The following is a 26,384-nucleotide window of genomic DNA, read 5'->3' as shown; positions in this document are numbered from 1 at the left end:
ATGGCAATTCCTGTTTATCTGTGGCTCAAGGACGACGGCGGCGCGGACATCAAAGGGTCCGTGGACGTTAAGGACCGCGAGGGCAGTATCGAAGTGGTGGCGCAGGAGCATAACCTGTACATCCCGACCGACAACAACACCGGCAAGCTGACCGGCACGCGTATCCACACGCCGTTCCTGTTCACCAAGGAAATCGACTCCTCCAGCCCGTACCTGTACAAGGCGGTGACCACCGGCCAGACCCTGAAATCGGCTGAATTCAAATGGTACAAAATCAACGACGCGGGCCAGGAAGTGGAGTACTTCAACACAAAACTGGAAAACGTGAAGCTGGTGAAGGTTGCGCCAAAAATGCACGACATCAAGGACCCGGCGTTCGAGAAGCACAACCATCTGGAACAGATTGAGCTGCGCTACGAGAAAATCACCTGGACCTATAAAGACGGCAACATCATTCATTCCGATTCGTGGAACGAACGCACGACTGCGTAATGACCCGGGCAGACGGTTTTCCGTCTGCTTTTTTTGCTGAGCGCCTGCCCCGCGGACGCTCAGCAAAGAACACACAATTTGCCTGCCTGACCTGATGCGCTTTGGTAAGTCAACAGCGAGGGGCGGTAGCGTGCCCGGAACTGATAAAGAGAGAATCTCATGGAAAATCCAGCCATCCTGCTACGTCGTCTTAACCCTTACTGCGCCCGTGCAATGGAAGGAGCCGCCTCCCTGTGTCAGACCCGGGCGCATGCGGAAATCCTGCCCGAGCACTGGCTGCTGAAGCTGCTGGAGCAGGGCGAGGGGGACATCACGGTGATTGCCCGCCGCTACGAGTGGGACATGGAGGCGATATGGCAGGACCTGCTGGCATTCCTGGATACACGCCCGCGTTCGGTGCGCAGCCGTCCGCAGCTCTCGGACGGTTTACAGACCCTGATGCAGAACGCGTGGCTGCACGCCTCGCTGGCGGGGGAGACGCACATCCGCAGCCAGCACCTGCTGATGGCGATAGTGGAAAAGCCGTCTCTCCTGCGCTGCGACGGCCTGTGGCCGCTGACCACCACCGGGCAGAGCCAGCTTGAGCGCCTGCGCGGGCTGCTGGATACGCAGTCCGACGAGCGGGAAGAGGTGCAGCAGGAAGAAGAATTAACCAAAAGTGATGAGGTTGAGTTCGTGGGCCGTCCGGTGAATGCGGATATAAAAGAAGGGGAACTCAGTCCGGCGCTGCAGAACGCCCTGGACAAGTTCACCCTCGACGTCACCGCTCGCGCGCGCGACGGTAAAATCGACCCGGTGTTCGGCCGCGACAATGAAATCCGTCAGATGGTGGACATTCTCTCAAGACGCCGCAAGAACAACCTGATTCTGGTCGGCGAGCCGGGTGTCGGCAAGACCGCCCTGGTGGAGGGGCTGGCGCTGCGCATTGCCGAAGGCAACGTCCCGGAGAGCCTGAAACCCGTCGCCGTGCGCACCCTCGACCTCGGCCTGCTGCAGGCGGGGGCGGGCGTGAAGGGGGAGTTCGAGCAGCGCCTGAAAAACATCATTGAGGCGGTGCAGCAGTCCCCGCTGCCTGTTCTCCTTTTCATTGACGAGGCCCACACCATCATCGGGGCGGGCAACCAGGCGGGCGGCGCGGACGCGGCCAACCTGCTCAAGCCCGCGCTGGCGCGCGGGGAGCTCAGAACCATCGCTGCCACCACCTGGAGCGAGTACAAACAGTACTTCGAGCGCGACGCCGCGCTGGAGCGCCGCTTCCAGATGGTCAAAGTCGACGAGCCGGACGACGACACCGCCTGCCTGATGCTCAGGGGCCTGAAGTCCCGCTACGCGCAGCACCACGGGGTGCACATCACGGATGAGGCGGTTCGCGCCGCCGTCACCCTTTCAAGACGCTACCTCACAGGCCGCCAGCTGCCGGACAAGGCGGTGGACCTGCTCGACACCGCCTCCGCACGTATCCGCATGAGCCTCGACACTGTCCCGGAGCCGCTGACCCGGATGAAGGCGCAGCTCACGGCGCTGGATATGGAGAAGCAGGCGCTGCTGGAAGATACCGCCATGGGCAGCACCCTGTCCGGCGAACGTCTGGCGGCGATTGAGCAGGAGGAGAGCCGCATCACCCGCGACCTCGGTGCCCTGGAAGCCCGGTACGGAGAAGAGCTGAACCTCACAAAACAACTCTCGGAATGCCGCCAGGACTTCTCCCGCCACGCGGACATCGCGGACCTGCAGCAGCAGCTCACCGGCGTGCAGAACGGCAGCCCGCTGCTGGGCCTGGACGTGGACGCCCGGACCGTAGCAACGGTGATTGCCGACTGGACCGGGGTCCCGCTCTCCTCCTTAATGAAGGACGAGCAGACGGAGCTGCTGAGCCTGGAGGATAACCTGGCCAGGCGCGTGGTGGGCCAGGACCCGGCGCTGAACGCCATCGCGCAGCGCCTGCGCGCCGCCAAAACCGGCCTTGCGCCGGATAACGGCCCGCAGGGCGTGTTCCTGCTGGTCGGGACCAGCGGCACCGGCAAGACCGAGACCGCGCTGGCACTGGCCGATGAGCTGTTCGGTGGCGAGAAATCCCTGATTACTATCAACCTCTCAGAGTACCAGGAGCCGCACACCGTCAGCCAGCTCAAGGGCTCCCCGCCGGGCTACGTGGGCTACGGCCAGGGCGGCATTCTTACCGAAGCCGTCAGGAAACGCCCGTACAGCGTGGTGCTGCTGGATGAAGTCGAGAAAGCGCACCGGGACGTGATGAACCTGTTCTACCAGGTATTTGACCGGGGCTTCATGCGCGACGGCGAGGGGCGTGAAATTGACTTCCGCAACACGGTCATCCTGATGACCTCGAACCTCGGCAGCGACCACCTTATGCAGATGCTGGATGAGCAGCCGGAGGCCAGCGACGGGGACCTGCACGAACTGCTGCGCCCCATCCTGCGCGACCACTTCCAGCCCGCGCTGCTGGCGCGCTTCCAGACGGTGATTTACCGCCCGCTGACACAACCGGCCATGCGCACCATCGTCGGCATGAAGCTGAACCAGGTGAGCAAGCGCCTGGCGCGCCATTACGGCATGAAAACCATCATTGCCGACGGCCTGCTGGACGCACTGACCGGTGCCTGCCTGCTGCCGGACACCGGGGCGCGCAACATCGACAGCCTGCTGAACCAGCAGATTTTGCCGGTGCTGAGCCAGCAGCTGCTGACGCACATGGCGGCGGGGCAGAAGCCGCAGCATCTTACCCTCGGCTGGGATGAGGATGAGGGAATAGTCATTGAGTTGCAGCAGGCAGGTGAATAATGACTATCCAAGATACAAAAAAGGACGAAAAAAAAGAGAATAAAGAGGAAGGGACGTTACGGTTAATGACGCCAGGAGAAATCAAACTGGCAAAATCCGTCTTCATGTCCACAATTCCCTATAACAAAGTTTGGATCCACTGCGACAGCTATCTGCCTTTTGGTCTTCAGGATAACCATACGGCAATGTCTCCGAATGGAGAGATCTATTTTCGGCTACCGTTATACCATAAAGATTTTTCCCAATCGGTAGACGATTTCCAGCACCTTTTTATCCATGAGATGAGTCATGTCTGGCAATACGGCCATGGAATGAATGTTATTGCCCGGGGCTTGGGCAGTTGGCTGGTAAGTTACCGATATACCCTGGATGGCAGGCTGTTAAGCGAATATCCCATGGAGCAGCAGGCCCAGATTATTGCCGATCACTTTGTACTGGACAGTTGCGGATATTATTTATGGAACCGCTTGCGTCAAGGAAAAGAACCGGTAATCACCTGCGATGATGATATCCCTGAAGTAATTATCAGAGAAAAATATAAACACTGTCTGAGGGGGTTCCCATGGTAATGAGAAATCGTATTCGCACCTGGTACCGTTGTGCCCTGCTACTGGGAGGTTCATTTCTCCTGATGGGATGCCCAGGCCCAGGAGACAGGATGCAGTTTGATGAAACCGCGAGCGTGTACTCGACCGGGGATGATGTTTGTTTCTCCATTGCTTCTTCAGATGGCTACCGACTTTACGATATCGCGATAAATTTACGAGGGACGCCACCGAAGGGTAAGAAATTCATATTTAATCCAGCGCTTATTATTAGTGACGGCCGTTTATGTATATCCCCCTCTTTTTATCGCTTTGCGGACGATGGGGAGTTCATCGTCGAATATCTTCTGGTATCCACCACTAATAAAGATGACAGGGTCGCCAGAAAGATAGTTGTCGGGGTCGGCATGAAAAACAAGCGTGCATATAACCTGCAACTCACCAACAGGGAGATTGCGCGTCCATATGGTGAATTATCCCCACAATAAAAACAGATCCTGAACTGTCTTTTATTGCGCAAAGTTTATTAATCTGGAATCAGAGCCATGAGTCTAAAAAACACGCTTTCTGAAACTCTCACATCTTCGCTTAACCGTTATCGCCTTGATATCCCGTCCTGCTCGTCACCTCTGGACGTTGAAGAGTTCAGTGGCCGCGAATGTATGAGTGCGTTGTATCTGTACACCATTCGTTTCACCAGTATTGACCACGATATTTCTGCAGAACAGTTACTGAATAAGTCTGCCACTCTCTCAATGGGAACAGGCTCCCTGGCTGCCATGACTGGAATGAAGGTGATCCATGGCACCGTGACACATTTTCGACGTATCAGTGGCTCTGCAGATCAGTCTACTTACCAGATTCTCGTTGAACCGTTTTTTGCGCTTTTGGGCCGGCAGTTCCGTACTCACCGTTTTTTTGTGAACAAATCCGTCCCGGAAGTGGTGGAGCAGGTATTGCAAGAACACGGGCTGCACGGCTGGGAGTACGAGTTCAATCTAAAACAGAACTACCCGAAGCGTGAGCAGATAAACCAGTATCAGGAGAGCGACCTTACCTTTATTCAGCGTTTGCTGGCCGAGGTGGGGATATTTTACTGGTTCACTCTCCAGGAGGATACGCAGTCGGAAGTAGTACACTTTGCCGACGCACAGCGTGCGCTGATGTTTGGTAAAACGTTGCCAGTAAACAGTCCGTCCGGGATGAGTGACAGCGGCACGGATTCGGTGTGGGGGCTCAACGTCTCACACAACGTGGTGGAAGCAAACGTCACCACGAAAGATTACAACCACCGTGACGCGCAGAGCGTACTCCAGTCCGCCCCTGCCGATATGACGCGGGGCGACGGCGAAGGGATGACCTACGGCGAGGTGTATCACTACCGGCTGCGCCATCTTGAGCGCGGCGATAAAATTGACCCGCAGGCGGAAACCGCCAACTTCTATGCACGTCTTGACCATGAGCGTTTTCTGGCGGATCAGGTTCGTATCACCGGTAAAAGCACGGATGTGACGCTTGCCCCGGCTCAGGTACTGACCCTCACCGACAGCCTGCCGCCGACGCTGCCAGAGATGCTTCAGGGTCCGTTACTGCTTACCGCTGTCGGATTCACTGCCAGCCGCAGGGATGCACTCCAGGTCACCCTGCTGGCGGTCCCGTACAGCGAAACGCTGTGCTGGCGTCCGCCACTGCTGCCGCGCCCGAAAGTGACCGGCACCATGACCGCGCGCGTCACCAGCGCAAAGGCTAACGACATCTACGCCTGGCAGGATGCGTCCGGCTTGTACCGGGTGAAGTTTGATGCTGACCGGGATGACAAGTCGCAGGGCCAGGAGAGTATGCCGGTGCGCCTCGCCAAACCCTACGGCGGTGATGTGTACGGCTTCCACTTCCCGTTAATTCAGGGGACGGAAGTGGCAATAGCGTTTCATGAGGGCGACCCTGACCGGCCGTATATCGCCCATGCCCTGCACGACTCCCGCCACGTCGACCATGTCACCGAGAAGAACAGCACCCGCAACGTGATCCGCTCGCCGGCGAACAACAAACTGCGGATGGAGGACAAACGTGGCGAGGAGCATATCAAGCTCAGTACCGAGTACGGCGGCAAAACGCAGCTGAACCTGGGGCATAACGTGGATGCCGGGCGGACACTTCGGGGAGAAGGATTTGAGCTGAGAACTGACTCGTGGGGAGCATTACGTGGTGGTAAGGGGATTTTTATCAGCAGCGATGCACAGCCAAATGGGCAAGGTAAAACTCTGGACATGGGGGCTGCTGTAGCACAGTTAAAAAATGCCTTAGAGCTGGTTACTGCGATGGCTCAAAGCGTTGCAGTGTCTGGTGCGCTTGATGCAGACAGGGCGTCACAACAAAAACTTAATCAAGCCATGGATCAATTAAAAGAGGCGGGAATTCTGGCATCAGCCCCAGCAGGAATTGCGTTAACAACACCCAAAAATATTCAGTTGTCGTCCGGCCATACATTTACGGCTACGGCAGGTGAAAATGTAGATATGAGCATTTTCAAAAGATTTACGGTCGCGGCAGGAGAAGCGATAAGCTTATTTGCTCAGAAGTTAGGTATAAAAATATTTGCTGCCAGGGGGAAGGTTGACATACAAGCGCAAACGGATGAAATACGTGTTCAATCTGACAAAGATATGCAAATCAATAGCATTAACGGTGAAATTGTATTGAATGCAGCAAAAGGTATAATATTAACCAGTACGGGTGGGGCATATATAAAAATTAAAAATGGCTCTATTGAAATTGGTGCTCCGGGGAAAATCGATCTTAAAAGTTTGAATATATTATGGGGTGGTACATCTTCACTTGAAAATGCGCTCGAACCTATGTCAATTGAAGATCCTCAATTTAAATACCCTATGAATGAACGTTTTCAGGTGGTCGATAAGAATACAAAACGGCCCAAAGCATTTATACCTTATCGCATAGAAACATCGGATGGAACAATTGTTCGGGGTATGACTGACGAAAATGGATACACGCAATGTCATTATGGATTAGACCCTGAATCGATAAAATTATTTTTTGAGTAAACATGGAGGTCATTATGAATGGACAGGAAACTCCAGCAGCTGAAGGCATCCTGAACAAAAAAGATGGTAGTTCAGTTATAGCACACCATGAATCTACGCTCATCTATTTTAGCACGGAAAAAGAGGAGCTTATTCTCCTTAATGAGAAGCTTGCAGCTGACTTGGATGATCACGCAAAAAAACTAATGGTAATGGTGGATGAAGTTCATAAAGCAAATAAAATTTATTCATCGGCAATTGAAGCCTATAGAAAAGTCCAACCTTACCCAGATAGAGTCTCTGAGCTTACATTACTTGAAGCTAAAGTAGCGGAAGCAGAACAAAAGTTAGCAGATAAAAAAGAGGAATTACAGAATAGGCTCGGCGATTTTGAATCGGGAGGCGCTGGGTATGAAAAAGTTGTTGAATTAATACCTATAAAAACAAAAAAACAGCAAGGAGGTCGCCAGGGCATAGGAAGTCGCTATGTTTATGTTAAAAAGTCCTATATAGATAACTTTGGTACTGGTGGTATACACCGAGTAAGTTTGCGAGGGCGAGACCGAAGTTCTGCTCAGGAAAGTATATTTAATCGTGATGCAAACGGTAATATAAAAAGTATAAACATCCCCAAAATAAAGGAACAATTGAAAAAAATTGAATCTGAAAATAAGGGGGTGAAATTTTTCGAAGTAAAAGATATTGGTAACATTGATAATACGCTTTGTGATTGGGCTACATCATGGAACAAGGACGAAGATAACCATAACATTGATGTATCTGCAGGTGCTCAATTTTTGCGTTTTGCTTCCAACACTGGTGCATCCGGGGAATGGGATCCCTACAATGGAAAAGCAACCCTTAAAGCAGAACACAGTACCGTTCTATCCGTTGCTTCCGGTACAGCCGTTGCCACATTTTACATGCCAGATAGTATCGGTTGGTCTTTAAAAATGCTGCCCCCTCCAGGGAAAAGTAAGGTTCTCAATATGGGCATGTGGAGAATCTACCTGGAGACTTCGCTTATTGGGTTTGCCGGTGCATCGTTGCAGGTTGAGGCACAAGTGCAGGTAACGACCATTGGAGCGAAACAGGCGATTATCGGGAATCGTGAGGGCCGCCTCCCTCGCTTCAGAAATCGACATTCTCCTACGGGCGCCGCTTTCCACCAAGCCCGAGAACAAAATGAAGAAGGTGCATCTGCCAGTGCAGAGATATTTGCTGGAGCGCGTGCCGAATTCAAAATGAAAGGAGGAGTACAGTGGTTACAGCCTCTCGAGTTAACTGCCCATCAGGGAAAAACTGGTGATGAAGCTAAAGAAGCTGCTGAATTTGTCGACTTTTGCTCGATTTCTGAAGCGGTAGTTGGAATGGTAGGATTTGGGGCGGGAGGGAAGTTTCAATGTGATTTTATCAATGGGCGTTTTTGTTTCAGCATTGCGGCCAGCCTGTGTTTAGGGGCCGGTGCGAAAGGTTCTTTCGAAGCAGAAGTTGACTATGATAAATTCTATGATTTTGGCTATTGGTTGGTTTATCAGTTGTATGGGCTTGATTATTCTTTTTTTGATGTCATTTCAAAGCGTGCTTTCGGCATTTTTACAAAAATAAGCATATTATTATTAACGGAAATGAAATCGAAGGTTGAATCTGATTTAAAAACATTTAAGTCGAGCATAGACCAGATAGAGAGCGATTTTTATAATGTTGTAGCATCTTTAGAAATAGGGATGGCTAAATCCAAAGAAAGAAATGAAATTGCTAAAGGTATTTTGTCTAAACCTAAATCATTATTGATAATGACTCCCGAAGCAAAAGGGATATTATTGTATTTGCTTACACGTCATGGATTCAATGATCATCGAGATTTAGATAACAGGAGTATGTTGGACATCTATCACAATCGTAAAGAGGCTATCTTGACCATTTTAGACAGTATTCAAACACAACGGGAATGGTTCCAGGTATTTAGTCACTGTAACGCAGACGGGAGTGACTTGGCTGCTGGTAATTCCGCGTTAAAATATATGATTGCTCAGAAAAAAATGAATGATTTGAAAGAATTTCTGCAGGAAGGTCTCAACAAAGACAAAGAAATGGATAAAATATACAAAAGATTAAAGACGAGTCCTTCATGGGGCTATGCTCTTTCAATGAACAATACTGAGTTTTACAGGCTATATACCATGGATAATGATTTTTATCCAAAATCCATGAAATTCAGCCCTGTAAATGATAATATCCTTGAAATTTGAAGGGGGATGTATGAGGTTTATAAGAAGGACATGCTTCATGATATTGGCAGTCATGCCACTGATGTCATGCGACCAACAGAGCCAGAAGGTAAAATCAACCAAGGAGAACCGCGCTGATCTTTCAAAGTTCATCGAGAAGATTAAAACTGAGCTTGTCTATGTTAAGGGTGGCGATTTTTTAATGGGTGATTATGGCGAACAATACGGGCCGGAACGTTTACCATATGATGCTAAAGAGCACAGTAAACCGCTACACAAAGTCGAGCTTACAGCCTATTCTGTAAGCAAATTTAAAACGAGTAATAAGGAGTACCAGTATTATTTATCCTATAATCATCTGGAAGGAAGAAATATTGATTTGAACAGTCGGAAGGGTAAGCATTGGCGAGAAAGAAATATCACGCCTGAAACTCCTGCTCATGTTGACTGGTATGAAGCTGAAAAATATTGTCACTGGCTTGCTAAAATTTCAGATTTACCTTTTTCATTACCAACAGAAGCACAATGGGAATATGCTTCACGGAATAGAGGTCAGTTTGTGATTGCCCCTACTAATGATGGAACCATACGAGTCAATGAAGGTAATATAAGCAATGTTGCCTCGGAACAAGATAGCAAAGAATATGCCAAAAAATCCGGAACTTCATTAGGTATTTACTCACCACTTCCTGGTGATCTTTATCCGCCAAATCCTTTAGGCATTTACGATATGTCCGGCAACGGCTGGGAATGGATGAAAGACTGGTACGATCCAGAATATTATAAATATTCACCGGTTAAAGATCCCCAAGGACCTATCAATCCTGTATTTAAAGATTATCAAGGTAACTTTACTAAAGTCGTTCGTTCACAGGATTTTTCTGGTTCGAGGCGAGGCCTGACAATTACCCGCCATTTCTCAGATCCCAAAAACAGAGGGTATTTGCCTAGCGACAAGACGGTACGCTGTGTAGTGAATAGTTCAGATCCAGTTAGGTAGTGATAGTGACACCAATTCAACAGCAAAAAGATCTGTGCACGTCGGAAAACGAGGAGAAGAAATGAGTACTATACCCCAAACAGGGATGATTATTTTTACTATTTTGTCGCTTGTTTCATGTGACCAGAAGGATCAAAAAACACAGGTAGTGAATGATAAAAACGCCGAACTTTCAAAATTCACAGATGAAATTAAGGCTGAGCTTGTCTATGTGAAAGGAGGCGATTTTCTGATGGGCGATTATGGCGAGCAATACGGGCCAGAGCATTTACCTTATGACTCGGAAGAGCACAGTAAACCGCTACACAAAGTCGAACTCACGAGTTTTTCGATAAGTAAATTTAAGGCAAGTAACAAACAGTATCAGTTTTATTTATCGTATAATAATCTTCCTGGAAGAAATGTTGATTTTAACACTCGAAACGGACAACGTTGGCGTGAAAGAAATATGACTCCTGAAACGCCAGCGCATGTTGACTGGTATGAGGCAGAAAAATACTGTCACTGGCTGTCTACCATAACTGAATTGCCTTTCTCTTTACCTACAGAAGCTCAATGGGAATATGCCGCACGTAGCCGAGGAAAATTTGTTATAGTGCCCACTAACGATGGAACTGTACGAATTGGACAAGGGGATAAAAGTAATGTGGCTTGGGAGAATGATAGTGAAGAATATGCAAAAAAAATGGGGACTTCATTGGGGGTCAGTTCTCCTTTACCCGGGAATCTTTATCCTCCAAACCCGTTAGGTATCTATGACATGGCTGGTAATGGTTTCGAATGGATGAAGGACTGGTATGATGCTGATTATTATAAGCATTCACCATTAAAAGACCCCCAAGGACCAGAAACTCCTGTTTTTAAAGACAGTAATGGAAATTACACAAAAGTCATTCGGTCACAGGATTTTTCCGGTCCAAGGCGTGGCGCAACTGTTTTTCGGTACTATTCTGATCCCAACAATGAAGGTTATCTTCCGGGTGATAAAACGGTACGTTGTGTAGTAAATAATCCGAATCCGGTAAAGTAATGAAAGAGAATTTCTATTTGCTAGACACTTTAATCATCCCGCAAGAATTAAGGAATTGACATGATCGATTTATATCGTATTGGGATAATTATCGTTACTGTTACACCACTTCTGTCCTGTGAAGAGTTTTCTAAAAAAGAGAGTGTACTAAAGGATAATAGTATTGATTTTAATAAATTTACCAGCTCATTAAAAATGAGCTTGTCTATGTTAAGGGTGGCGATTTTTTAATGAGCGATTATGGTGAGCAATACGGGCCGGAAAGTTTACCATACGATGCTAAAGTGCACAGTAAACCGCTACACAAAATTGACTTGAACAGTCGAAAGGGGGAGCATTGGCGAGAGAGAAATATCGCGCCTGAAACACCTGCACATGTTGACTGGTATGAAGCCGAAAAATATTGTCACTGGCTTGCTACAGTTACAGATTTACCATTCGCATTGCCGACAGAATCTCAATGGGAATATGATTCAAGGAGTCGAGGGGAATTTGTTATAGCTCCTACAAATGATGGAGCTATACAAATATAAGTTCTCAAGGGGATTAATATTACCACTGCAGATCCTGATATTTTTACTCAGAAGCAAGGTACTAGTCCAGGAAAACTATCACCAATGCCACGAGATGCCCGACCGCCAAATCCTTTAGGCATTTACGACATGTCCGGCAACGGCTGGGAATGGATGAAAGACTGGTACGATCCAGAATATTATAAATATTCACCGGTTAAAGATCCCCAAGGACCTATTAATCCTGTATTTAAAGATTATCAAGGAAACTTTACTAAAGTCGTTCGTTCACAGGATTTTTCTGGTTCGAGGCGAGGCCTGACAATTACCCGCCATTTCTCAGATCCCAAAAACAGAGGGTATTTGCCTGGCGACAAGACGGTACGCTGTGTAGTGAATAGTCCTAAACCAGTTAAATATTTTTCTAATGAATCATAATGCCCTTGAGTACACATCTCACAGGGAGATATTTTTAATACTTCTTATTCAACGTGGAGGCTTATATGCAGTGTGTCATCCGTATTCATGATAAAACAACCCACGGTGGTGTAGTACTGGAGGGGAGTGCGGGGGTGAAATTTATGGGACTGGAAGTTGCCTGTTTTATGGATAAGGTGTTTTGTCCTGTACATGGTAAAACATATATTATTGAAGGTGATGAAACTTCAAAAATAAATGGAAAACCTATAGCTTTGCACGGTCACCGTTGTGGTTGTGGATGCACGCTGATTTCATCCTTATTAAATGCAGGAAAGTGTTAATTTATGCCTGTTGATCTAAAAAAAATTCCAGAAAAAGTACCGTTACCTGACGCTCCCGATAAATTTCGCTGGTTGATTATTATTGCCCTGATTATTATTGCTGGCGCGACATTGGTGCTCGCCCTATGGCCTGATGAGTTTTCAACACATTCCGGGTGGTTCTGGTTTTGTCTGTTGGCGTTACCTATATCTACAGGGCTCGTAACTTATACTATCCGATTGAGTCGCTATGAAAATGAACGCGACCGTGTAACATGGTGGAATCAATTACATCAAAAACTGTATCAAGAAACCGTTTTGCTGGGCCAACAGGCCGTTGGTGTATTAGGGATGAGCTATATTACACCTGTTGCCAGTAATAAACTTGCCTTTGCAATGTTGCAAGGGAACAGTGTGTTAGAAACTCATTATTCTCCGGATTTTCATAAAATATTGACCACTGCATCTTTATCTCCGTCTTTAAACTTAATGACTAAGAGTGAATACCAGAGGCGTTTGGAGTCAATATTAATACGTGTAATTGCACAGCTATACGATGAGATGGAGCAATTTGGCGGTAATTTTTTTGTACGTATCCATCATGAGGGGGTTCTAAATAACGAGCAAATTCTCGCAATTTGGCAAAAAATTTTCCCTGCAACCTTTAGAGTCATTGATATCCACATTAGTAATGATTCAACAGGCCTTATGTGGATTGATGACTGGCTTGACAAGCAAGATGATGGAGTGGTCCTATCCGTTGAAAGTAATTTATTTCTGCAACCATGTGATCAGCAGGCAGAGTCTGTTTCCGCTCTGCTATTGGCCTCTCCTGCATGGCTGTTATGTTCGAAAGTAAAACCTAATATGTGGATCCACCGCCCGATTGTTATTACGCAAGCTGATGCTGCAGTTGAAGATACTGCTCGTTGGGGGAAACTTACACCAGAAGAACCGTGGTTCTTATGGCGAGCGCAAATTGAAAAAAATTTATTGGCTACGATCTTACAGGCTATGTATAAAAATAATTTTTTATCGGAAAAAAAAGGTGAAATCATATTAGAGGATATATTCGGTAAACCTCAGGCCGCTTTAGGACATATCACTTTAATATGTGCATGCGAACATGCTGTTACTTCAGGCCAACCTCAATGGCTTATATTAGGTGAGGAACATACACAAATGGCTATTGTACGTCCCGTATAATAATACGCAAGGAATAGCGGTGTGAAAAAGAAAAAACGTTTCAGTTTATGGTTAATAATTTTACTGGTAGCGGTTATCAGCGGAGGTCTCATCTGGACTGAAAATCCAGTTACTCCTCCACTCACATACGAAATAAAACTTAAATTGTCCCTGGTCGTAGCGGTTTTTTGTTTATTTGTTCTGTTCTTTGATGATTTTTTCATCCGTTTATGGCAATGGTTGCTCTCGCATAGTTTTATGCAACAATTGAATAAGTTGACGTTTAAAAATAACCAGAACGAAAAATCAAATCAGAATGACAAGAAAAATCATAGCGATACGTTTAAAAATTTGCGGTTGTATCTCTATAGGTTATACGGATATTTCTGGCCTCGCAAACTTCGCATCCTTCTTGTTACTGGCAGCACCGCTGACGTCGAACAACTCACCCCAAACCTCACGCAGGAGCTTTGGCAGGAAGATCAAGGCACGCTGCTTTTGTGGGGCGGTGACCTGAACACCCCGGCAGACACCGACTGGCTGGCAGCACTGCGTAAACTGCGCCGCCGCCCGGTGGACGGCATCGTGTGGGTCACGTCACAACTGGATTCACCGGCGGAAAATGCCGCGCCGGCACTCTCGCCAGATGCGATGGACAGCCTCGCCGCGTCGCTCAGTGCGCGTTATGCTGCCCTGGGCTGGCAACTGCCGCTGTACGTCTGGTCCCTGCATACCCGCGCCGGGCAGCAGGCCGATCGGATCACCCAGCCCGTCGGTTTTCTGCTGCCATCTGGCAGTCGCCCCGAAGGGCTAAGCAATCAGCTTGCCACCCTGACGCCTGCTCTTATCGCACAGGGTATTCAGCAGATATGCACGAAGGTCCAGCATAATTTCCTGTTGAATCTGGCCGACCAACTCTCACGCATACCGGAAACGGTGGCAGGGCCGCTGTCGATTCTGCTCAATCCATACCGTCCACTCCCGCTGGCAGGCGTGGTGTTCAGCCCGCCGTCAGCGGGAGCCGCGCGCAGCGTGAAACACCACTGGGGCAAGGATAACCGCTGGGACATTATTACTGATTCGGTGCAGTCGCTCCCGGCGGGCCTGCGCCCGCGTAAGCCTGGCATCAGCGCTCCAAAAATACTCCTGGGTGCGGTCATTGTATTGTTGGTGGGATGGGGCATTTCGATGATGGTCTCCTTCACCGCCAACCGCAGTCTGGTAGCGTCCGCACAGGAGCAAGTTCAACAGGCCTCCGCAGACAATCAGCCGCTGGCTGCGCGTCTGCAGGCGCTTTCGGAACTGCAGAAAACCCTTTCCCGCCTTCAGTATCGCGCGGAACACGGTGCGCCGTGGTACGCCCGCGGCGGCCTTAGCCAGAATGATGAACTCCTGGCGGCCTTGCTGCCGCGCTACGGCGAAAATGCGATACCGCTGCTGCGCGATGCGGCGGCTACTCATCTTCAGAAACAGCTGAGCGCCTTCGTGCAGCTTCCGCCGGACAGCCCACTACGCGAGAAGATGACCAAAACCGCTTACGACCAGTTGAAACTGTACCTGATGCTGGCCCGACCGGAGCGAATGGACGCCGCCTGGTTTTCCGGCATGCTGATGCAGGACTGGCCGCAGCGTTCGGGTGTGAAAGACGGCATCTGGCAGGGAAGCGGCACATCGCTGCTTCGGTTCTACGGCGCCAATCTGGTGACCCATCCGCAGTGGCGATTGCATCCTGATGAAGGGCTGATTAGCCAGGCACGGACGCTGCTGATCCGCCAGATGGGGATGCGTAACAGCGAATCCACGCTGTACCAGAAGATGCTCGCGCAGGTGGCAAACCAGTATGCCGACATGCGCCTGTCGGACATGACCGGCGATACGGATGCGTCGTGCCTGTTCACGACCGGTGAAGTGGTGCCGGGGATGTTCACCCGCCAGGCGTGGGAGCAGGCGGTGCAGCCCGCCATTGAAAAGGTCGTCAGGGAGCGTCGCGATGAAATGGACTGGGTACTGAGCGACACTAAACAGCCAGCCACACAGCAGGCCTCCCCGGACGCGCTGAAAGCGCGCCTGACGGAACGCTACTTTGCTGATTTTGGCGGCGTCTGGCTCGACTTCCTCAATAGCCTGCGACTCCAGCCGGCAGCTACGCTGTCGGACGCTATTGACCAGTTGACCCTGATGGCCGATGTGCGTCAGTCGCCGCTGGTAGCCCTGATGAACACCCTAAGCGTACAGGGACGCACCGGGCAGACCGGGGAGGCAATGTCCGATTCGCTGGTCAAATCGGCGAAAAACCTGTTTAACCGCGATGAGCAACCCGCCATCGACCAGCAGGTCGGTGCACATGGCCCGCTCGATGCAACCTTTGGGCCGGTACTGGCGCTGATGGGCAGTCAGACGAAAGGGACGGGCAATGCGGACCTCAGCCTGCAAACCTTCCTGACTCGCGTGACTCAGGTGCGCCTGCGCCTACAGCAGGTGACCAATGCCACCGATCCGCAGGCGATGACCCAGGCGCTGGCTCAGACGGTGTTCCAGGGAAAGGCGGTGGATTTAACCGAAACCCGGGACTACGGCAGCCTGGTGGCGGCGGGACTGGGCCAGGAGTGGAGCGGCTTCGGGCAGACGGTATTCGTTCGCCCCATGGAACAGGCCTGGCAGCAGGTGCTGACCCCGGCAGCGGAAAGCCTCAATGCCCAGTGGCAAAGCGCGGTGGTCGCGGACTGGAACACGGCGTTTGGCGGCAGGTATCCGTTTAAGGATGTCAGCAGCGAGGTATCCCTGCCGCTGCTGGCGAAATACCTCAATGCCGATTCCGGACGCATTACGCAGTTTCTGCAGACCCGGCTAAACGGCGTACTGCATAAAGAGGGAAGTCACTGGGTACCGGACAGCATAAACGCTCAGGGGTTAACCTTTAATCCGGCCTTCATTCGCGCGGTCGATACCCTGAGCCACCTCTCCGATGTGGTGTTTACCAACGGCGAGGCCGGGCTTTCTTTTGAGATCCGCCCCGGCACGGCTGATGGCGTTATGCAAACCACGCTGGTGATTGATAGCCAAAAGCTGAGTTATATGAACCAGATGCCCGCCTGGAAGCGATTCACCTGGCCTGCGGATACGGAAGCCCCGGGTGCGGCCCTGAGCTGGATCAGTACCCAGGCCGGAACGCGGCAGTACGCCGATATGTCCGGCGCATGGGGCTGGATACGGCTCCTGGACAAAGCCACGGTCAGCGCCTACCCGGGAACGGGCAGTAGCTGGAGTCTGAGCTGGCAGGCTCAGGATGGCAGGCCGCTGAACTATACCCTGCGCACCGAAGCGGGAGAAGGGCCGCTGGCTCTGTTGAAATTACGTAATTTTAGCCTGCCGGAGGCCATATTCAGCGTCAGCGCACCTGCAATGGCCTACCCGGCAGAGGACGAAGATAATACAGAGGAGACGTACTGATGGCGACCGTTGAGACATTGATTAGCGCCTGCCAGGCCAATGCAGATGACGTGGCTGCGCGGACGCAACAGCGTCTGTCGCTATGGGAAAACTGGCTGCAACCGGTATCAGCTGAAAATCCAGTCGGGGAAGACCCGGGCTACGATGATGATTTTCAGCAGATGCGGGAGGAGGTAAACAAACTCTCCGGCGCAGACACGGACCTGGTCTGTCAGCTTGCCGAAAAACTGCTGACCACCACAACCAAAGATATTCGCGTGGTCTCTTATTATGCCTGGGCGCGCCTGCATCGCGATGGTGAGGCGGGCCTGGCAGACGGTCTTGAGCTGATGGCAGCATTAGTGCTGCGTTATGGCGTACAACTGCATCCGCAGCGCGAGCGCAGTCGCCTGGGGGCGTTCGAATGGCTTGCCAGCGCCAGAATGCTCGACAGCCTCGCACGTTACCCGGAAGTCAACAATGCCGATACCCTGCGTATTACCGGTGCGCTGTTACTGCTGGAGCAGGCAGGAGAAATCGTTTTACCGGCCGGGCTTTACACCGCGCTGGAAACGCGTCTGCAAAAATCCGGCGGCCCGGAGGCCGTTGTGCCGCAAAACGTTAGCGATACCGGTCATACATCCATGACGGACGCGAACGTGCCCTCGCTGGGTGGAATCGCGTCAGGGCAGGAGCTGCTGGCGCAGGCGCGAGTGCTGGCTGATTACCTGAGAAACCAGCCGGAAGGATGGCTGTCCGCCCACCGTTTAATAAAAAACCTTCGCCACGACACGCTTCACCAGCTACCGGCTCTCCTGGCAGACGGCAGAACCCGCATTGAGCCGCCGAAACCCGACCAGCGGGCGCTTCTGAAACGCCTGTATTTGCAGCAGAGCTGGCGGGAATTGATGGAGGAGGCGGACAGCCTGCTGTCACGCGGGGCCAACCATCTGTGGCTGGATGTGCAGTGGTATCTTCATCAGGCGCTGGTCAAATCAGGCCGTGAACACGAGGCGGCCATTATCCAGGCTGACCTGAAAGGGTTTCTCTCACGTCTGACGGGGCTGGAGACGCTGGCCTTTAACGACGGTACGCCGTTTGCCGACGAAGTAACGCTTAACTGGATCCAACAGCAGGTGCAGGAGAGCACGACAGGCTGGTCTGAGACACACACGCTCGGGGCTTCTCCCGCAGTGGACGATGAGGACATTCTGCAGCTTGAGACAGAAGCCTTAGCCCTTGCCGATAGCGAAGGGACGGAGGCTGCGCTGGCGTGGCTGCAAAATCGCCCTGGCATCACCTCAAGGCGCAACCGCTGGCTGCTGCGTCTGTTGATGGCGAGAGTCGCCGAGCAGACGGGCAAAAATGAGCTGGCGCTGCACCTTTTGGGTGAGCTGGACGACGGGGCAACAACCGTCACGCTCACCCAGTGGGAACCCGGGCTGCTGTTTGAAGTAAAAGCCCGCCGCCTGAAACTGCTGCGCATGAAAGCAGGACGTAGCGAGGCTGATAAGGCACGTCTGAATCCGGAAATGGAGCTGCTGCTGGCTGGGCTGGTTGCAATTGATCCGGTAAAAGCCGCAGTACTGTGTAACTGATTACTCGCTCACCACATTATTTGTTCTATAAGGAAATAGAAACATATGCGTTTCGTAAAAACCGTTTTGTTGTCTTTTGTATTTTTGGCGTCAGGATGCACAGCTCTGCTTTGGAGCGGTAATGAAGTCGTTGAACATCGATATGGATATTCAACGGTTATTGAGGACAATGTAACGGCGGTTTTTCAGTATAAAAACCTTTCTGTCACGGCCTTGCAGGGTACATCTTCAATAAAAATAGCTATTCCTGAAAATGGGGTTGCATTTCTGGGGATAAAGAATGTTTATATTCTTACCGCTGGGGCTAATGATCTTCTGGCGCTAGACAAAATATCGACTCAATACCCTTTAGTCTCGGGCTTCGAGAAAAAAGATGCTTTAAGGCTTAAACTTAAAAATCCAAATAATGATGATGCAGTATTAAGTTTATCCGATGAACTCTTTGTATTCGTCAATCAACACATTAAAACAATTACAGACCACGATGTCGAAACGTTAAAGCAGGCTGGTTTTCAGCGTAAAGGTGAAGATTATGTCAAACGTATATCTTTAGCTGGGGTAATACTTCCTCGTGAGAAAAATAACAGTTTGTTCAACGATATGACGCTACTGGATAAACCCCATAAGGTCGAATTTTATGTCGATAATGATTCTACAGAATTCCATCCTGTTAATTTAGTGACAAATGTCGTTCTCACGCCTTTCGCCGCGGTTGCTGATATCGTTTTTTTCCCAATTAGTATTCGCGTGTTAGGGCTAATTACCAACTCCGCTACTGGACGTTAACGATCTGGAATCTATGGAAGATTTAACCCTGCGTTATTTTGACGCCGAAATGCGCTACCTGCGCGAGGCGGCAAAGGAGTTCGCGCAAACCCACCCGGACCGGGCGGCGATGCTGGATCTTGATAAGGCCGGTACGCCAGACCCGTACGTCGAGCGCCTGTTTGAAGGGTTTGCCTTCTCGATGGGCCGTCTGCGCGAAAAAATTGATGACGACCTGCCGGAGCTGACGGAAGGGCTGGTCAGCATGCTGTGGCCACACTACATGCGCACCATTCCGTCGCTGTCGATTGTGGCGTTCAGCCCGGACGTTGCGGCGATGAAGATGAGTGAAGTCATTCCCGCCGGGCTGGAAATCTCGTCCCGCCCGGTGGGGCAGAAAAATACCGTTTGCCGCTACCGCACCACCCGTGATCTGGTGCTCAACCCACTGGTGGTGTCAGACGTGGTGATGACCACAGAGCCGGACGGACGTTCAGCCCTGCGGTTACGCTTCACTTGCAGCGGCCAGGCCGACTGGTCGCAGGTCGATCTGCGCCGACTGCCGTTGTATCTCGGGGAAGAGGTCGTGACGGGCAGCGCCCTGCACCTGTGGCTGACCAAACGCCAGGCCAGCCTTTACCTGCGTTTGCCGGGTCAGACGGATCGCATCGCGTTCGACGGTTACTTCTCGCCAGGCGGCTTTGGCGATGAAGACGGCCTGTGGCCCAAAGCGGGCAGTGCGTTTAGCGGGTATCAGCTGCTGCTGGAATATTTCACGTTCCGCGAAAAATTTATGTTCGTGCACCTTAACGGCCTGGAAAACATCACACTGCCGTCGGGGACAGAACATGTTGATATCGAAGTGGTGTTCAGCCAGGTCTGGCAGAGCGATTTGCCGGTGACCCGCGACGCCCTGCGCCTGCACTGCGTGCCGGTGATCAACCTGTTCACGCTTGAGGCCGATCCGCTGACCATCAGCGGGCTGGAAAGCGAGTACCTGCTGCGTCCGAAGCGCCTGCAGGACGGGCACACCGAGATTTACTCCGTTGACAGCGTTACCGGCTCCGGGCGTACCGGGGATGCGCGCTATGTGCCGTTCACCAGCTTCCGTCATCAGGGCGGGATGATGCGCCGCCACGCGCCGGAACGCTATTTCCACACTCGCGTGAAGCGGGGCGTGAACGGCATGCACGATACCTGGCTGATCCTCGGCGGCCAGCAGTGGGAGGCTGACCGGGAAATAGCCCGGGAAACCGTGTCGTTGCGTATCACCGGCACCAACGGCCAACTGCCGCGCCGGGCGCTGCAAAGCACGCTGCTTGATCGCTGTGAACAGGTCTCCGAAACGCCGCTAACCGTGCGCAACCTGTGTAAGCCGACGCTCCCGGCCTACCCCCCTGCGGAAGATCGTTTCCACTGGCGGGTGATGAGCCATCTGGGAACCCGTTTTCTGAACATGATGAGCAGCGCTGATGTGCTGCGCGGCACGCTGTCGCTCTATAACTGGCGGGACGATGAGTTAAACAACCGTCGCCTGGACGCCATTCTGGACGTCAGGCACCACCGTATTCAGCGTTTCGAAGAGGGGTTTCTGCTGCGGGGTCTGGACGTGGAAGTGACGCTCGACAGCAACGGCTTTACGGGTGAAGGCGACATCCACCTGTTTGGTGAAATGCTCAACCGCTTTTTCGCCCTGTACGCCGACATGAACCAGTTTAACCAGCTCACGCTGATTGTTCAGCCTGAAGGGAAGTGTATCCGGTGGAAAGAGAATCACAGTCCGCGCCTGCCCGGATGATGGAAAGGGTACGGCCCCAACTGCCGTACATGAATTTTTACCGCTTCTGCCGGTTGCTTGAACAGAGTCAACCGGATGCGCCGGTGCCCGGCAGCGACTGGCAGCTACGTCAGGAGCCTGTCCGTTTCCGCCCGCATCCGGGGATGGGGTTTCCGGCCAGTGAAATCAGGGGGCTGACGGAGCCGGAACCGGAACATACGCATCTGCCGCCATCGGTCAATATCACCTTTATGGGCCTGTACGGCGTCGAATCGCCGCTGCCGACGCACTATATCGACGATATCGCCCAGCGGCGGGAGGGAGTTGAAGCCACACGCGATTTTCTCGATATCTTCAATCATCGGCTGATCGCCCAGTATTACCGTATCTGGCGGAAGTACTCTTATCCGGCGACCTTTGAGGCGGGCGGCACTGACAATACCTCGCAGTATCTGCTTGGGCTGGCGGGGCTGGGGATACCCGGTTGTGCGGACAATACCGCCACGCCGCTGTCGCGCTTTCTGGCGCTGCTGCCGGTCATGTTGCTACCGGGGCGCACGGCGGAGGGGATCGCTGCGCTGGTTCAACTCCTGGCACCGGATACCCGTGCGACGGTGTATCCCCACGATCGTTGCCGCATCGAGCTGAAGCATCCGCTCACCATGAGTACGCAGCGGCCGATTGGCCTGCGGATTCGCCCTGTTATGGGCACGCACGGGACAGACGTGAATGGTCAGGTGCTGTTGCAGTTGACCTCAGATAACCCCGAAGAGGTGCGCGGCTGGCTACCCGGCGGGGAGCTGCACGGCGATCTGATGGCGCTGCTGCATGTCTATCTGGGATCGCATCTGGACGTGCGGATGCAGCTGTGCGTGGCGCGGCATCTGCTGCCGGATGCCCGGCTGGCGTGCCATGACGTCCAGGGGGGCCAGCTCGGACGGACGGCGGTACTGCGGCCGCTCAATGCGCAGCAAAACAACAATGACGTTATCACCATTCACCTGGGCCGTTATCAGCGCGTTCAGGAAAATATTCACCGAAGGGAGAGCGATGAAGATGGCGATTACCGCTGGTAACACCACCGCGACGCTGCTGGCAGTAACACTCGCCACGGCCTTAACCGGCTGCGGGCTGACGCAAACGGTAAAAGACGGGACGGTCTCAATGACCCGCTCCATTTTTTACAAACAGGTTAAAACCCTGCATCTGGATATTCAGGCGCGCTCGGGGGTAAATAACAACGCGAAAGGGGCGTCGCTGGCGACGGTCGTACGCATTTACCAGCTGAAAGACCGCAAGGCTTTCGACAGCACCGATTATCCGTCGCTGTTTGCCGATGACAGCCAGGCCATTAAAGCTGACCTGGTAGCCGAGAAAGATATCCGTCTCCGTCCGGGAGAATCCGTGACGCTGGACATGCCGCTGGAAGAGGCGGCGCAGTTTGTCGCGGTGGCGGGGATGTTTATGTCACCGGACCAGGCGAATGATACATGGCGTCTGGTCCTCACCCGCGACGACCTCGACCCGGATAAACCTCGCATTATTGAAGCCAGCAATAACCGCCTGACCCTGCAACCGCTTAAGGAGGACTGAAATGCCACGTCCGTCTCTGTATGAAACGCTTTTCGGCAACTTCGCCGGCGGACTCGACCTGAACAGCGTCAGCGAGGAGAACCAGCTCATCCTGTCGGTGCTGGACAACATGCAGCGCATTCTCAACTGCCGCGCCGGGACGCTGGCACATCTGCCGGACTACGGCCTGCCGGATATGACCAAAATTCTCCAGGGGATGCCCGGCACCGCGCACCAGTTGATCACGACGCTCTCCGCCGTACTGCTGAAATACGAGCCGCGCCTGAGCAAAATTACCGTAGTGATGCTGGATCAGAGGCAGCCTGGCGAGTTGCGCTACGCCATTGATGCGGAACTAAAGGGCATCGGACTGGTGCGCTACGGTACCGAGTTTATGCCGGAAGGCAGGGTCTTAATCCGCCATCTTAAACAGCAGCAGTACCTCGATGTACGCGCCGCAATCTAGTTTTTTTCTCAGGCAAAAACGGTTATGACGACACATTCTGAGCGCCACCTTAATACCGGCGGCGATCCGCGCACGCTTGCGGATTATGCCGCCCTTCGCGATGAGATGAACAAGCTGACGCATCCGGCGCGCCCGGATGTTAACTGGCAGCTTGCGGAAACGCTCTGCCTCTCGCTGTTTGAGCACAACGGGATTGAGCTGCAGACCACCGCCTGGTATACGCTTGCCCGTACCCATCAGGCCGGTTTGTATGGCATGAATGAAGGTCTGGCGATCCTGGCTACGCTGGTTGCCCGGCAGTGGGGGGAAATCTGGCCGCAGCCCGTCCATGCGCGAATGGAGATCCTCAGCGCGCTGAGCAGGCGGCTACAGCAGGCGATGCGCACCCGGGCGCTAACGTATGCGGATTTGAGCCAGCTCTACCAGGCGGAGGAACATCTGAATACCCTGGGTGAGGTGTTGCAGCGTCTGGAATTGAAACACGCCAGCCAGCTTGATGCCCTGCGCATCCTGATGCATAACACAGCGGCGCGGCTGGAAAACAGCGACAACACCGGCGTGAGTGTGCCCCATGACGCGGCGCTCACGCCTGAAAAAAGCCTCTCCAACCCGGGCGACCAGGTGAAATGGGTATACGTGGTACAGCCCGATCCGTTGCCGAATGTGCAGGTGGTGACCGAAAGCTCGCCCCCGGTTAAACCCTGGAAGCCGTTTGCGGCCGGTATGCTGACCATGCTGGTGGTGGCAGGTGCGGTCGCGTGGGGTTGGCAGGCACTTCATCAGCCTGACCCTGCACAGACGCAGCTCGCTGCCACGCTGGCCCCGTTACCCGCCGCGCTATCCACCGAACAGCTACAGTCCCTGCGACACATGTCGCCATCTCCCGTGTCGGGTATCGACAAAACGCAGCAGCAGCTGGCGCAACTGTTACGGCTGAAACCGGACTGGGCCGTCAGCTATGGCGACAGTCTGGTGCGTCAGGCCCTTACTCTGTGGCCCGAACAAGCGAAACCGCTGGCACAGCAGTGGCAGCAGCAGGTCGCTGCCGCCGCGCTTCCTGCACCGGAGCTGAACGGCTGGCATGAGGGGATGACCCAGCTCCAGCAGCTGGCGAACCGGCTCAACGCGCTGGATGAAAAGCGTGGCAAATACATGACGGTCAGCGAACTCAAGTCGGCAGTGTTTGCGATGACGCAGTCATTTACCCGCGCCATACCGGCAGAAGAACAACTGCGCCAGCTTTCAGTCCTGCCGCACGATCGGCCCTGGCCAGCGGCACAGCAGAGCCAGACGGAGCAGCAGCTGCAGCAGCTTATTACCCGCTATGCGGTGCTCAAACAACAAACGGCGCAATAACCTGCGTGCAGTCATGAGTTGCAGACTCCCGTTTACGGCATTACAGAGATAAATTGAAGATGGCCGCTCAGCGCACGGTGCGCTGGACCAGGCTTAACAGCATGTGAAAATGAACAGGGACGACAGCGTGTCAGCCAAAGAACGTTTTTTTAAAAAAGTGCAGCAAAATAATGACATCACCCCACCCGGCAAATCGTCTGCGGAGGCTGAGATCCGGCTGTTTTGTGGGCGGATGGACGAGCTGGCGGAGCAAATCAGCGAGTGGTTTGCGGGGTCAAGCATTCAGGTTGTCGTATCGACAAAACATATACACGACCTCAGTACGATTGGTTACAGTCTGAACTGCGGCATATGCCGGTATCCGGTAACCACTATCCGGATCCAGAACGCAGACCGTAGCGCCAGCATTGTACCGGAACAACTCTGCCGCGGAGCGGAGCGGGGCTGTGTGACAATGCGGATAGAGACGCCTGAAAGTCGCCAGGCGTATCACCTGAGCATGGCACCGGAAACCGGCTGGTTTATCCGGCGTGAGCATCAGGATGCAAAAGCGAATGTCGTCATGACGGAAGATCGCTTTTTCCAGGCGCTCGACAAGCTGGCCTGACCGGGGCCGGAAAGCTGGCGCAGGCAACCTGCTGCGCCAGTTTTCGTTTCAGGCATACCTTCAGGCATCTGCCTGCCATTTTTCACGTTTTGCCCCAGCCCGGCGGGCCGTGGCGGGCAGTATATCGGCATCGGCGACATAACCATCCGGATCGAGGCAGCGGTTATGATTTTTCGCCTGCTGCAGGATCTCCTCATCCCAGTACAGGCGTTTACGTTGATCGCCCTGGGTTGTCAAAATGCATTCCATATTCCCCTCTATCGCGCGGTAGCGCCGCCAGCTGTTTGCCGGAATGGAGATGACCGACCGTTCCGGTGCGATAATACTCACTTCCTTGCCCGCCTCATTCCAGGTGACCTCAAGCTTTCCTTTAAAGACCATGATGACCTGCACGTCAGGACACACATGTCGGCCCGTGACGCAATTGTCCGCGAGCCGCAGCCACTCGACGGAAAAACCGTGCGGGCTGACAATCGCAGGGCAGGAATCCCGGTCCTGGGAAATGCCAAAGCCGATAACGGGCGCGATTTCGCCGCCGTGTCCCGGCAACACCGAGTCCAGCAGTCCCCGTGCCGACCAGCAACGGTCATCGCCTGTCACCGCGCGCTTGCGCATCTCCTCAGCGCTGTAATCACGTAGCCCGGCAATATACGCCTCCGACAGCGGCGTCAGCAGCGTGGCGGGGTCAGGCTGCGGATCGCCGGGTGCCTGCGTAATCAACATATTCTCTTTGCTTAAATACATACCGTACTCACTGGCGGCCGCGAGCACCGACGGATGCCAGATGATCCCGCCCGTGTTGTCGCCGCCCAGCACGGTGAACACCATGCCGCTGGTGTCCTCTTTACTGACGTTAGTAAACCCCCGGAAAATCCAGGTGGGGATGGAGAGGATCGCAGGGGCGCTGAATTCCGCTTCATGTTCACCCTGCGCGCCCCAGCGAAAACGCCATGTCCCTTCATGGATCAGGAACACTTCCGCCGTAAAATGCAGATGCAGGTTATTGGTTACCCCTTTCGGCATGGCCGCCGCGCCAATGTTAAAACCGTGCGGCTCGGGAATATTCACCACCTGCTCGGAGGACTGAGTGACGCCCGGGCCAATAAACGAATAGTTTTGCTTCAGGTGCGAGCCGGGCAGCTTGCAGTCAATAAAAGCAAGGTTGCAGGAGACCATATCATCGGGGGTGATGAGTCGGCTTCTCGCCTGGCTCTGGGTAAGATGGATAGCGTTCATCGT

General features: G+C 52.9%; 21 protein-coding genes and 1 pseudogene. 21 read left to right on the top strand and 1 reads right to left on the bottom strand.

What is annotated here, in order from left to right; genetic code table 11:
* From hcp to QLG21_RS19505, 21 genes and pseudogenes are all read left to right on the top strand, one after another.
* Positions 1–492: a type VI secretion system effector Hcp gene (gene hcp / locus QLG21_RS19605; protein ID WP_006178104.1), complete on the top strand. Its 492-nt coding sequence runs from the start codon at positions 1–3 to the stop codon at positions 490–492.
* 159 nt (positions 493–651) lie between these two features.
* Entirely contained in the window at positions 652–3,291 is a 2,640-nt protein-coding gene (tssH, locus tag QLG21_RS19600; RefSeq protein ID WP_282485046.1) for a type VI secretion system ATPase TssH, read from the top strand.
* Positions 3,291–3,860 carry a type IV secretion protein Rhs gene (locus tag QLG21_RS19595; RefSeq protein ID WP_171007411.1) on the top strand — a complete coding sequence of 190 codons (570 nt, stop codon included), beginning with the start codon at positions 3,291–3,293 and terminating at the stop codon, positions 3,858–3,860. The genes tssH and QLG21_RS19595 overlap by 1 nt, the downstream gene beginning before the upstream one ends.
* Positions 3,854–4,324, top strand: a complete 471-nt coding sequence (locus QLG21_RS19590; protein WP_348994650.1) for a putative T6SS immunity periplasmic lipoprotein — start codon at positions 3,854–3,856, stop codon at positions 4,322–4,324. Before QLG21_RS19595 ends, QLG21_RS19590 begins: the two co-directional genes overlap by 7 nt.
* Positions 4,325–4,381: 57 nt before the next feature.
* The gene (gene vgrG / locus QLG21_RS19585; RefSeq protein WP_282485045.1) at positions 4,382–6,898 is read left to right on the top strand and encodes a type VI secretion system Vgr family protein; all 2,517 of its coding nucleotides are present in this window, start codon (positions 4,382–4,384) and stop codon (positions 6,896–6,898) included.
* Between the two features lie 14 nt (positions 6,899–6,912).
* On the top strand, positions 6,913–9,129 hold the full coding sequence (locus tag QLG21_RS19580) for an ATPase (RefSeq protein WP_282485044.1): 2,217 nt from the start codon (positions 6,913–6,915) through the stop codon (positions 9,127–9,129).
* Positions 9,130–9,166: 37 nt separating this feature from the next.
* A complete protein-coding gene (locus tag QLG21_RS19575) occupies positions 9,167–10,108 on the top strand; it encodes a formylglycine-generating enzyme family protein (protein WP_282485043.1) in 942 nt (313 codons plus the stop codon).
* A 61-nt stretch (positions 10,109–10,169) separates the two neighbouring features.
* Complete coding sequence (locus QLG21_RS19570) at positions 10,170–11,138, top strand: SUMF1/EgtB/PvdO family nonheme iron enzyme (RefSeq protein ID WP_282485042.1); 969 nt, start codon at positions 10,170–10,172, stop codon at positions 11,136–11,138.
* Between the two features lie 60 nt (positions 11,139–11,198).
* Positions 11,199–11,369, top strand: a complete 171-nt coding sequence (locus tag QLG21_RS19565) for a hypothetical protein (protein WP_006178094.1) — start codon at positions 11,199–11,201, stop codon at positions 11,367–11,369.
* Positions 11,369–12,088: pseudogene (locus QLG21_RS19560) on the top strand (formylglycine-generating enzyme family protein). Before QLG21_RS19565 ends, QLG21_RS19560 begins: the two are co-directional and overlap by 1 nt.
* A 65-nt stretch (positions 12,089–12,153) precedes the next feature.
* A complete protein-coding gene (locus QLG21_RS19555; RefSeq protein ID WP_282485041.1) occupies positions 12,154–12,411 on the top strand; it encodes a PAAR domain-containing protein in 258 nt (85 codons plus the stop codon).
* Between the two features lie 3 nt (positions 12,412–12,414).
* Positions 12,415–13,596, top strand: a complete 1,182-nt coding sequence (locus tag QLG21_RS19550) for a hypothetical protein (protein ID WP_282485040.1) — start codon at positions 12,415–12,417, stop codon at positions 13,594–13,596.
* Between the two features lie 21 nt (positions 13,597–13,617).
* On the top strand, positions 13,618–17,025 hold the full coding sequence (locus tag QLG21_RS19545) for an ImcF-related family protein (protein ID WP_282485039.1): 3,408 nt from the start codon (positions 13,618–13,620) through the stop codon (positions 17,023–17,025).
* Positions 17,025–18,602 carry a type VI secretion system protein TssA gene (tssA, locus tag QLG21_RS19540; RefSeq protein ID WP_137849790.1) on the top strand — a complete coding sequence of 526 codons (1,578 nt, stop codon included), beginning with the start codon at positions 17,025–17,027 and terminating at the stop codon, positions 18,600–18,602. Before QLG21_RS19545 ends, tssA begins: the two co-directional genes overlap by 1 nt.
* 45 nt (positions 18,603–18,647) lie before the next feature.
* On the top strand, positions 18,648–19,388 hold the full coding sequence (locus QLG21_RS19535) for a hypothetical protein (RefSeq protein ID WP_282485038.1): 741 nt from the start codon (positions 18,648–18,650) through the stop codon (positions 19,386–19,388).
* Between the two features lie 13 nt (positions 19,389–19,401).
* On the top strand, positions 19,402–21,165 hold the full coding sequence (gene tssF, locus QLG21_RS19530; protein WP_282485037.1) for a type VI secretion system baseplate subunit TssF: 1,764 nt from the start codon (positions 19,402–19,404) through the stop codon (positions 21,163–21,165).
* The gene (tssG, locus tag QLG21_RS19525; protein WP_282485074.1) at positions 21,165–22,220 is read left to right on the top strand and encodes a type VI secretion system baseplate subunit TssG; all 1,056 of its coding nucleotides are present in this window, start codon (positions 21,165–21,167) and stop codon (positions 22,218–22,220) included. Before tssF ends, tssG begins: the two co-directional genes overlap by 1 nt.
* Positions 22,201–22,737: a type VI secretion system lipoprotein TssJ gene (gene tssJ / locus QLG21_RS19520; RefSeq protein WP_282485073.1), complete on the top strand. Its 537-nt coding sequence runs from the start codon at positions 22,201–22,203 to the stop codon at positions 22,735–22,737. The genes tssG and tssJ overlap by 20 nt, the downstream gene beginning before the upstream one ends.
* Before the next feature lies 1 nt (position 22,738).
* Complete coding sequence (gene tssE, locus QLG21_RS19515) at positions 22,739–23,182, top strand: type VI secretion system baseplate subunit TssE (protein WP_006178084.1); 444 nt, start codon at positions 22,739–22,741, stop codon at positions 23,180–23,182.
* Between the two features lie 24 nt (positions 23,183–23,206).
* A complete protein-coding gene (locus QLG21_RS19510; RefSeq protein ID WP_282485036.1) occupies positions 23,207–24,538 on the top strand; it encodes a VasL domain-containing protein in 1,332 nt (443 codons plus the stop codon).
* Between the two features lie 127 nt (positions 24,539–24,665).
* A complete protein-coding gene (locus tag QLG21_RS19505) occupies positions 24,666–25,145 on the top strand; it encodes a hypothetical protein (RefSeq protein ID WP_042322267.1) in 480 nt (159 codons plus the stop codon).
* Between the two features lie 60 nt (positions 25,146–25,205).
* Here QLG21_RS19505 and QLG21_RS19500 read toward each other — a convergent pair whose 3' ends face one another.
* A complete protein-coding gene (locus QLG21_RS19500) occupies positions 25,206–26,381 on the bottom strand; it encodes a cupin (RefSeq protein ID WP_282485035.1) in 1,176 nt (391 codons plus the stop codon).
* Positions 26,382–26,384: the final 3 nt, after the last annotated feature.

Source organism: Enterobacter sp. V87_3, assembly GCF_029967835.1.
GTDB lineage: Bacteria > Pseudomonadota > Gammaproteobacteria > Enterobacterales > Enterobacteriaceae > Enterobacter > Enterobacter cancerogenus.
Note: the sequence above shows the minus strand (reverse complement) of the source record. Positions and strands in the feature narration are given on the sequence as shown.

What these genes read in the sequence shown, in the direction of transcription:
- QLG21_RS19570 (WP_282485042.1), top strand. Translation starts at nt 10,170, where the DNA reads ATGAGTACTATACCCCAAACAGGGATGATTATTTTTACTATTTTGTCG.
- QLG21_RS19510 (WP_282485036.1), top strand. Translation starts at nt 23,207, where the DNA reads ATGACGACACATTCTGAGCGCCACCTTAATACCGGCGGCGATCCGCGC.
- hcp (WP_006178104.1), top strand. Translation starts at nt 1, where the DNA reads ATGGCAATTCCTGTTTATCTGTGGCTCAAGGACGACGGCGGCGCGGAC.
- QLG21_RS19580 (WP_282485044.1), top strand. Translation starts at nt 6,913, where the DNA reads ATGAATGGACAGGAAACTCCAGCAGCTGAAGGCATCCTGAACAAAAAA.
- tssA (WP_137849790.1), top strand. Translation starts at nt 17,025, where the DNA reads ATGGCGACCGTTGAGACATTGATTAGCGCCTGCCAGGCCAATGCAGAT.
- tssJ (WP_282485073.1), top strand. Translation starts at nt 22,201, where the DNA reads ATGGCGATTACCGCTGGTAACACCACCGCGACGCTGCTGGCAGTAACA.
- QLG21_RS19555 (WP_282485041.1), top strand. Translation starts at nt 12,154, where the DNA reads ATGCAGTGTGTCATCCGTATTCATGATAAAACAACCCACGGTGGTGTA.
- tssG (WP_282485074.1), top strand. Translation starts at nt 21,165, where the DNA reads ATGGAAAGGGTACGGCCCCAACTGCCGTACATGAATTTTTACCGCTTC.
- QLG21_RS19500 (WP_282485035.1), bottom strand. Translation starts at nt 26,381, where the DNA reads ATGAACGCTATCCATCTTACCCAGAGCCAGGCGAGAAGCCGACTCATC.
- QLG21_RS19590 (WP_348994650.1), top strand. Translation starts at nt 3,854, where the DNA reads ATGGTAATGAGAAATCGTATTCGCACCTGGTACCGTTGTGCCCTGCTA.
- QLG21_RS19595 (WP_171007411.1), top strand. Translation starts at nt 3,291, where the DNA reads ATGACTATCCAAGATACAAAAAAGGACGAAAAAAAAGAGAATAAAGAG.
- tssH (WP_282485046.1), top strand. Translation starts at nt 652, where the DNA reads ATGGAAAATCCAGCCATCCTGCTACGTCGTCTTAACCCTTACTGCGCC.
- vgrG (WP_282485045.1), top strand. Translation starts at nt 4,382, where the DNA reads ATGAGTCTAAAAAACACGCTTTCTGAAACTCTCACATCTTCGCTTAAC.
- tssF (WP_282485037.1), top strand. Translation starts at nt 19,402, where the DNA reads ATGGAAGATTTAACCCTGCGTTATTTTGACGCCGAAATGCGCTACCTG.
- QLG21_RS19565 (WP_006178094.1), top strand. Translation starts at nt 11,199, where the DNA reads ATGATCGATTTATATCGTATTGGGATAATTATCGTTACTGTTACACCA.
- tssE (WP_006178084.1), top strand. Translation starts at nt 22,739, where the DNA reads ATGCCACGTCCGTCTCTGTATGAAACGCTTTTCGGCAACTTCGCCGGC.
- QLG21_RS19535 (WP_282485038.1), top strand. Translation starts at nt 18,648, where the DNA reads ATGCGTTTCGTAAAAACCGTTTTGTTGTCTTTTGTATTTTTGGCGTCA.
- QLG21_RS19550 (WP_282485040.1), top strand. Translation starts at nt 12,415, where the DNA reads ATGCCTGTTGATCTAAAAAAAATTCCAGAAAAAGTACCGTTACCTGAC.
- QLG21_RS19575 (WP_282485043.1), top strand. Translation starts at nt 9,167, where the DNA reads ATGATATTGGCAGTCATGCCACTGATGTCATGCGACCAACAGAGCCAG.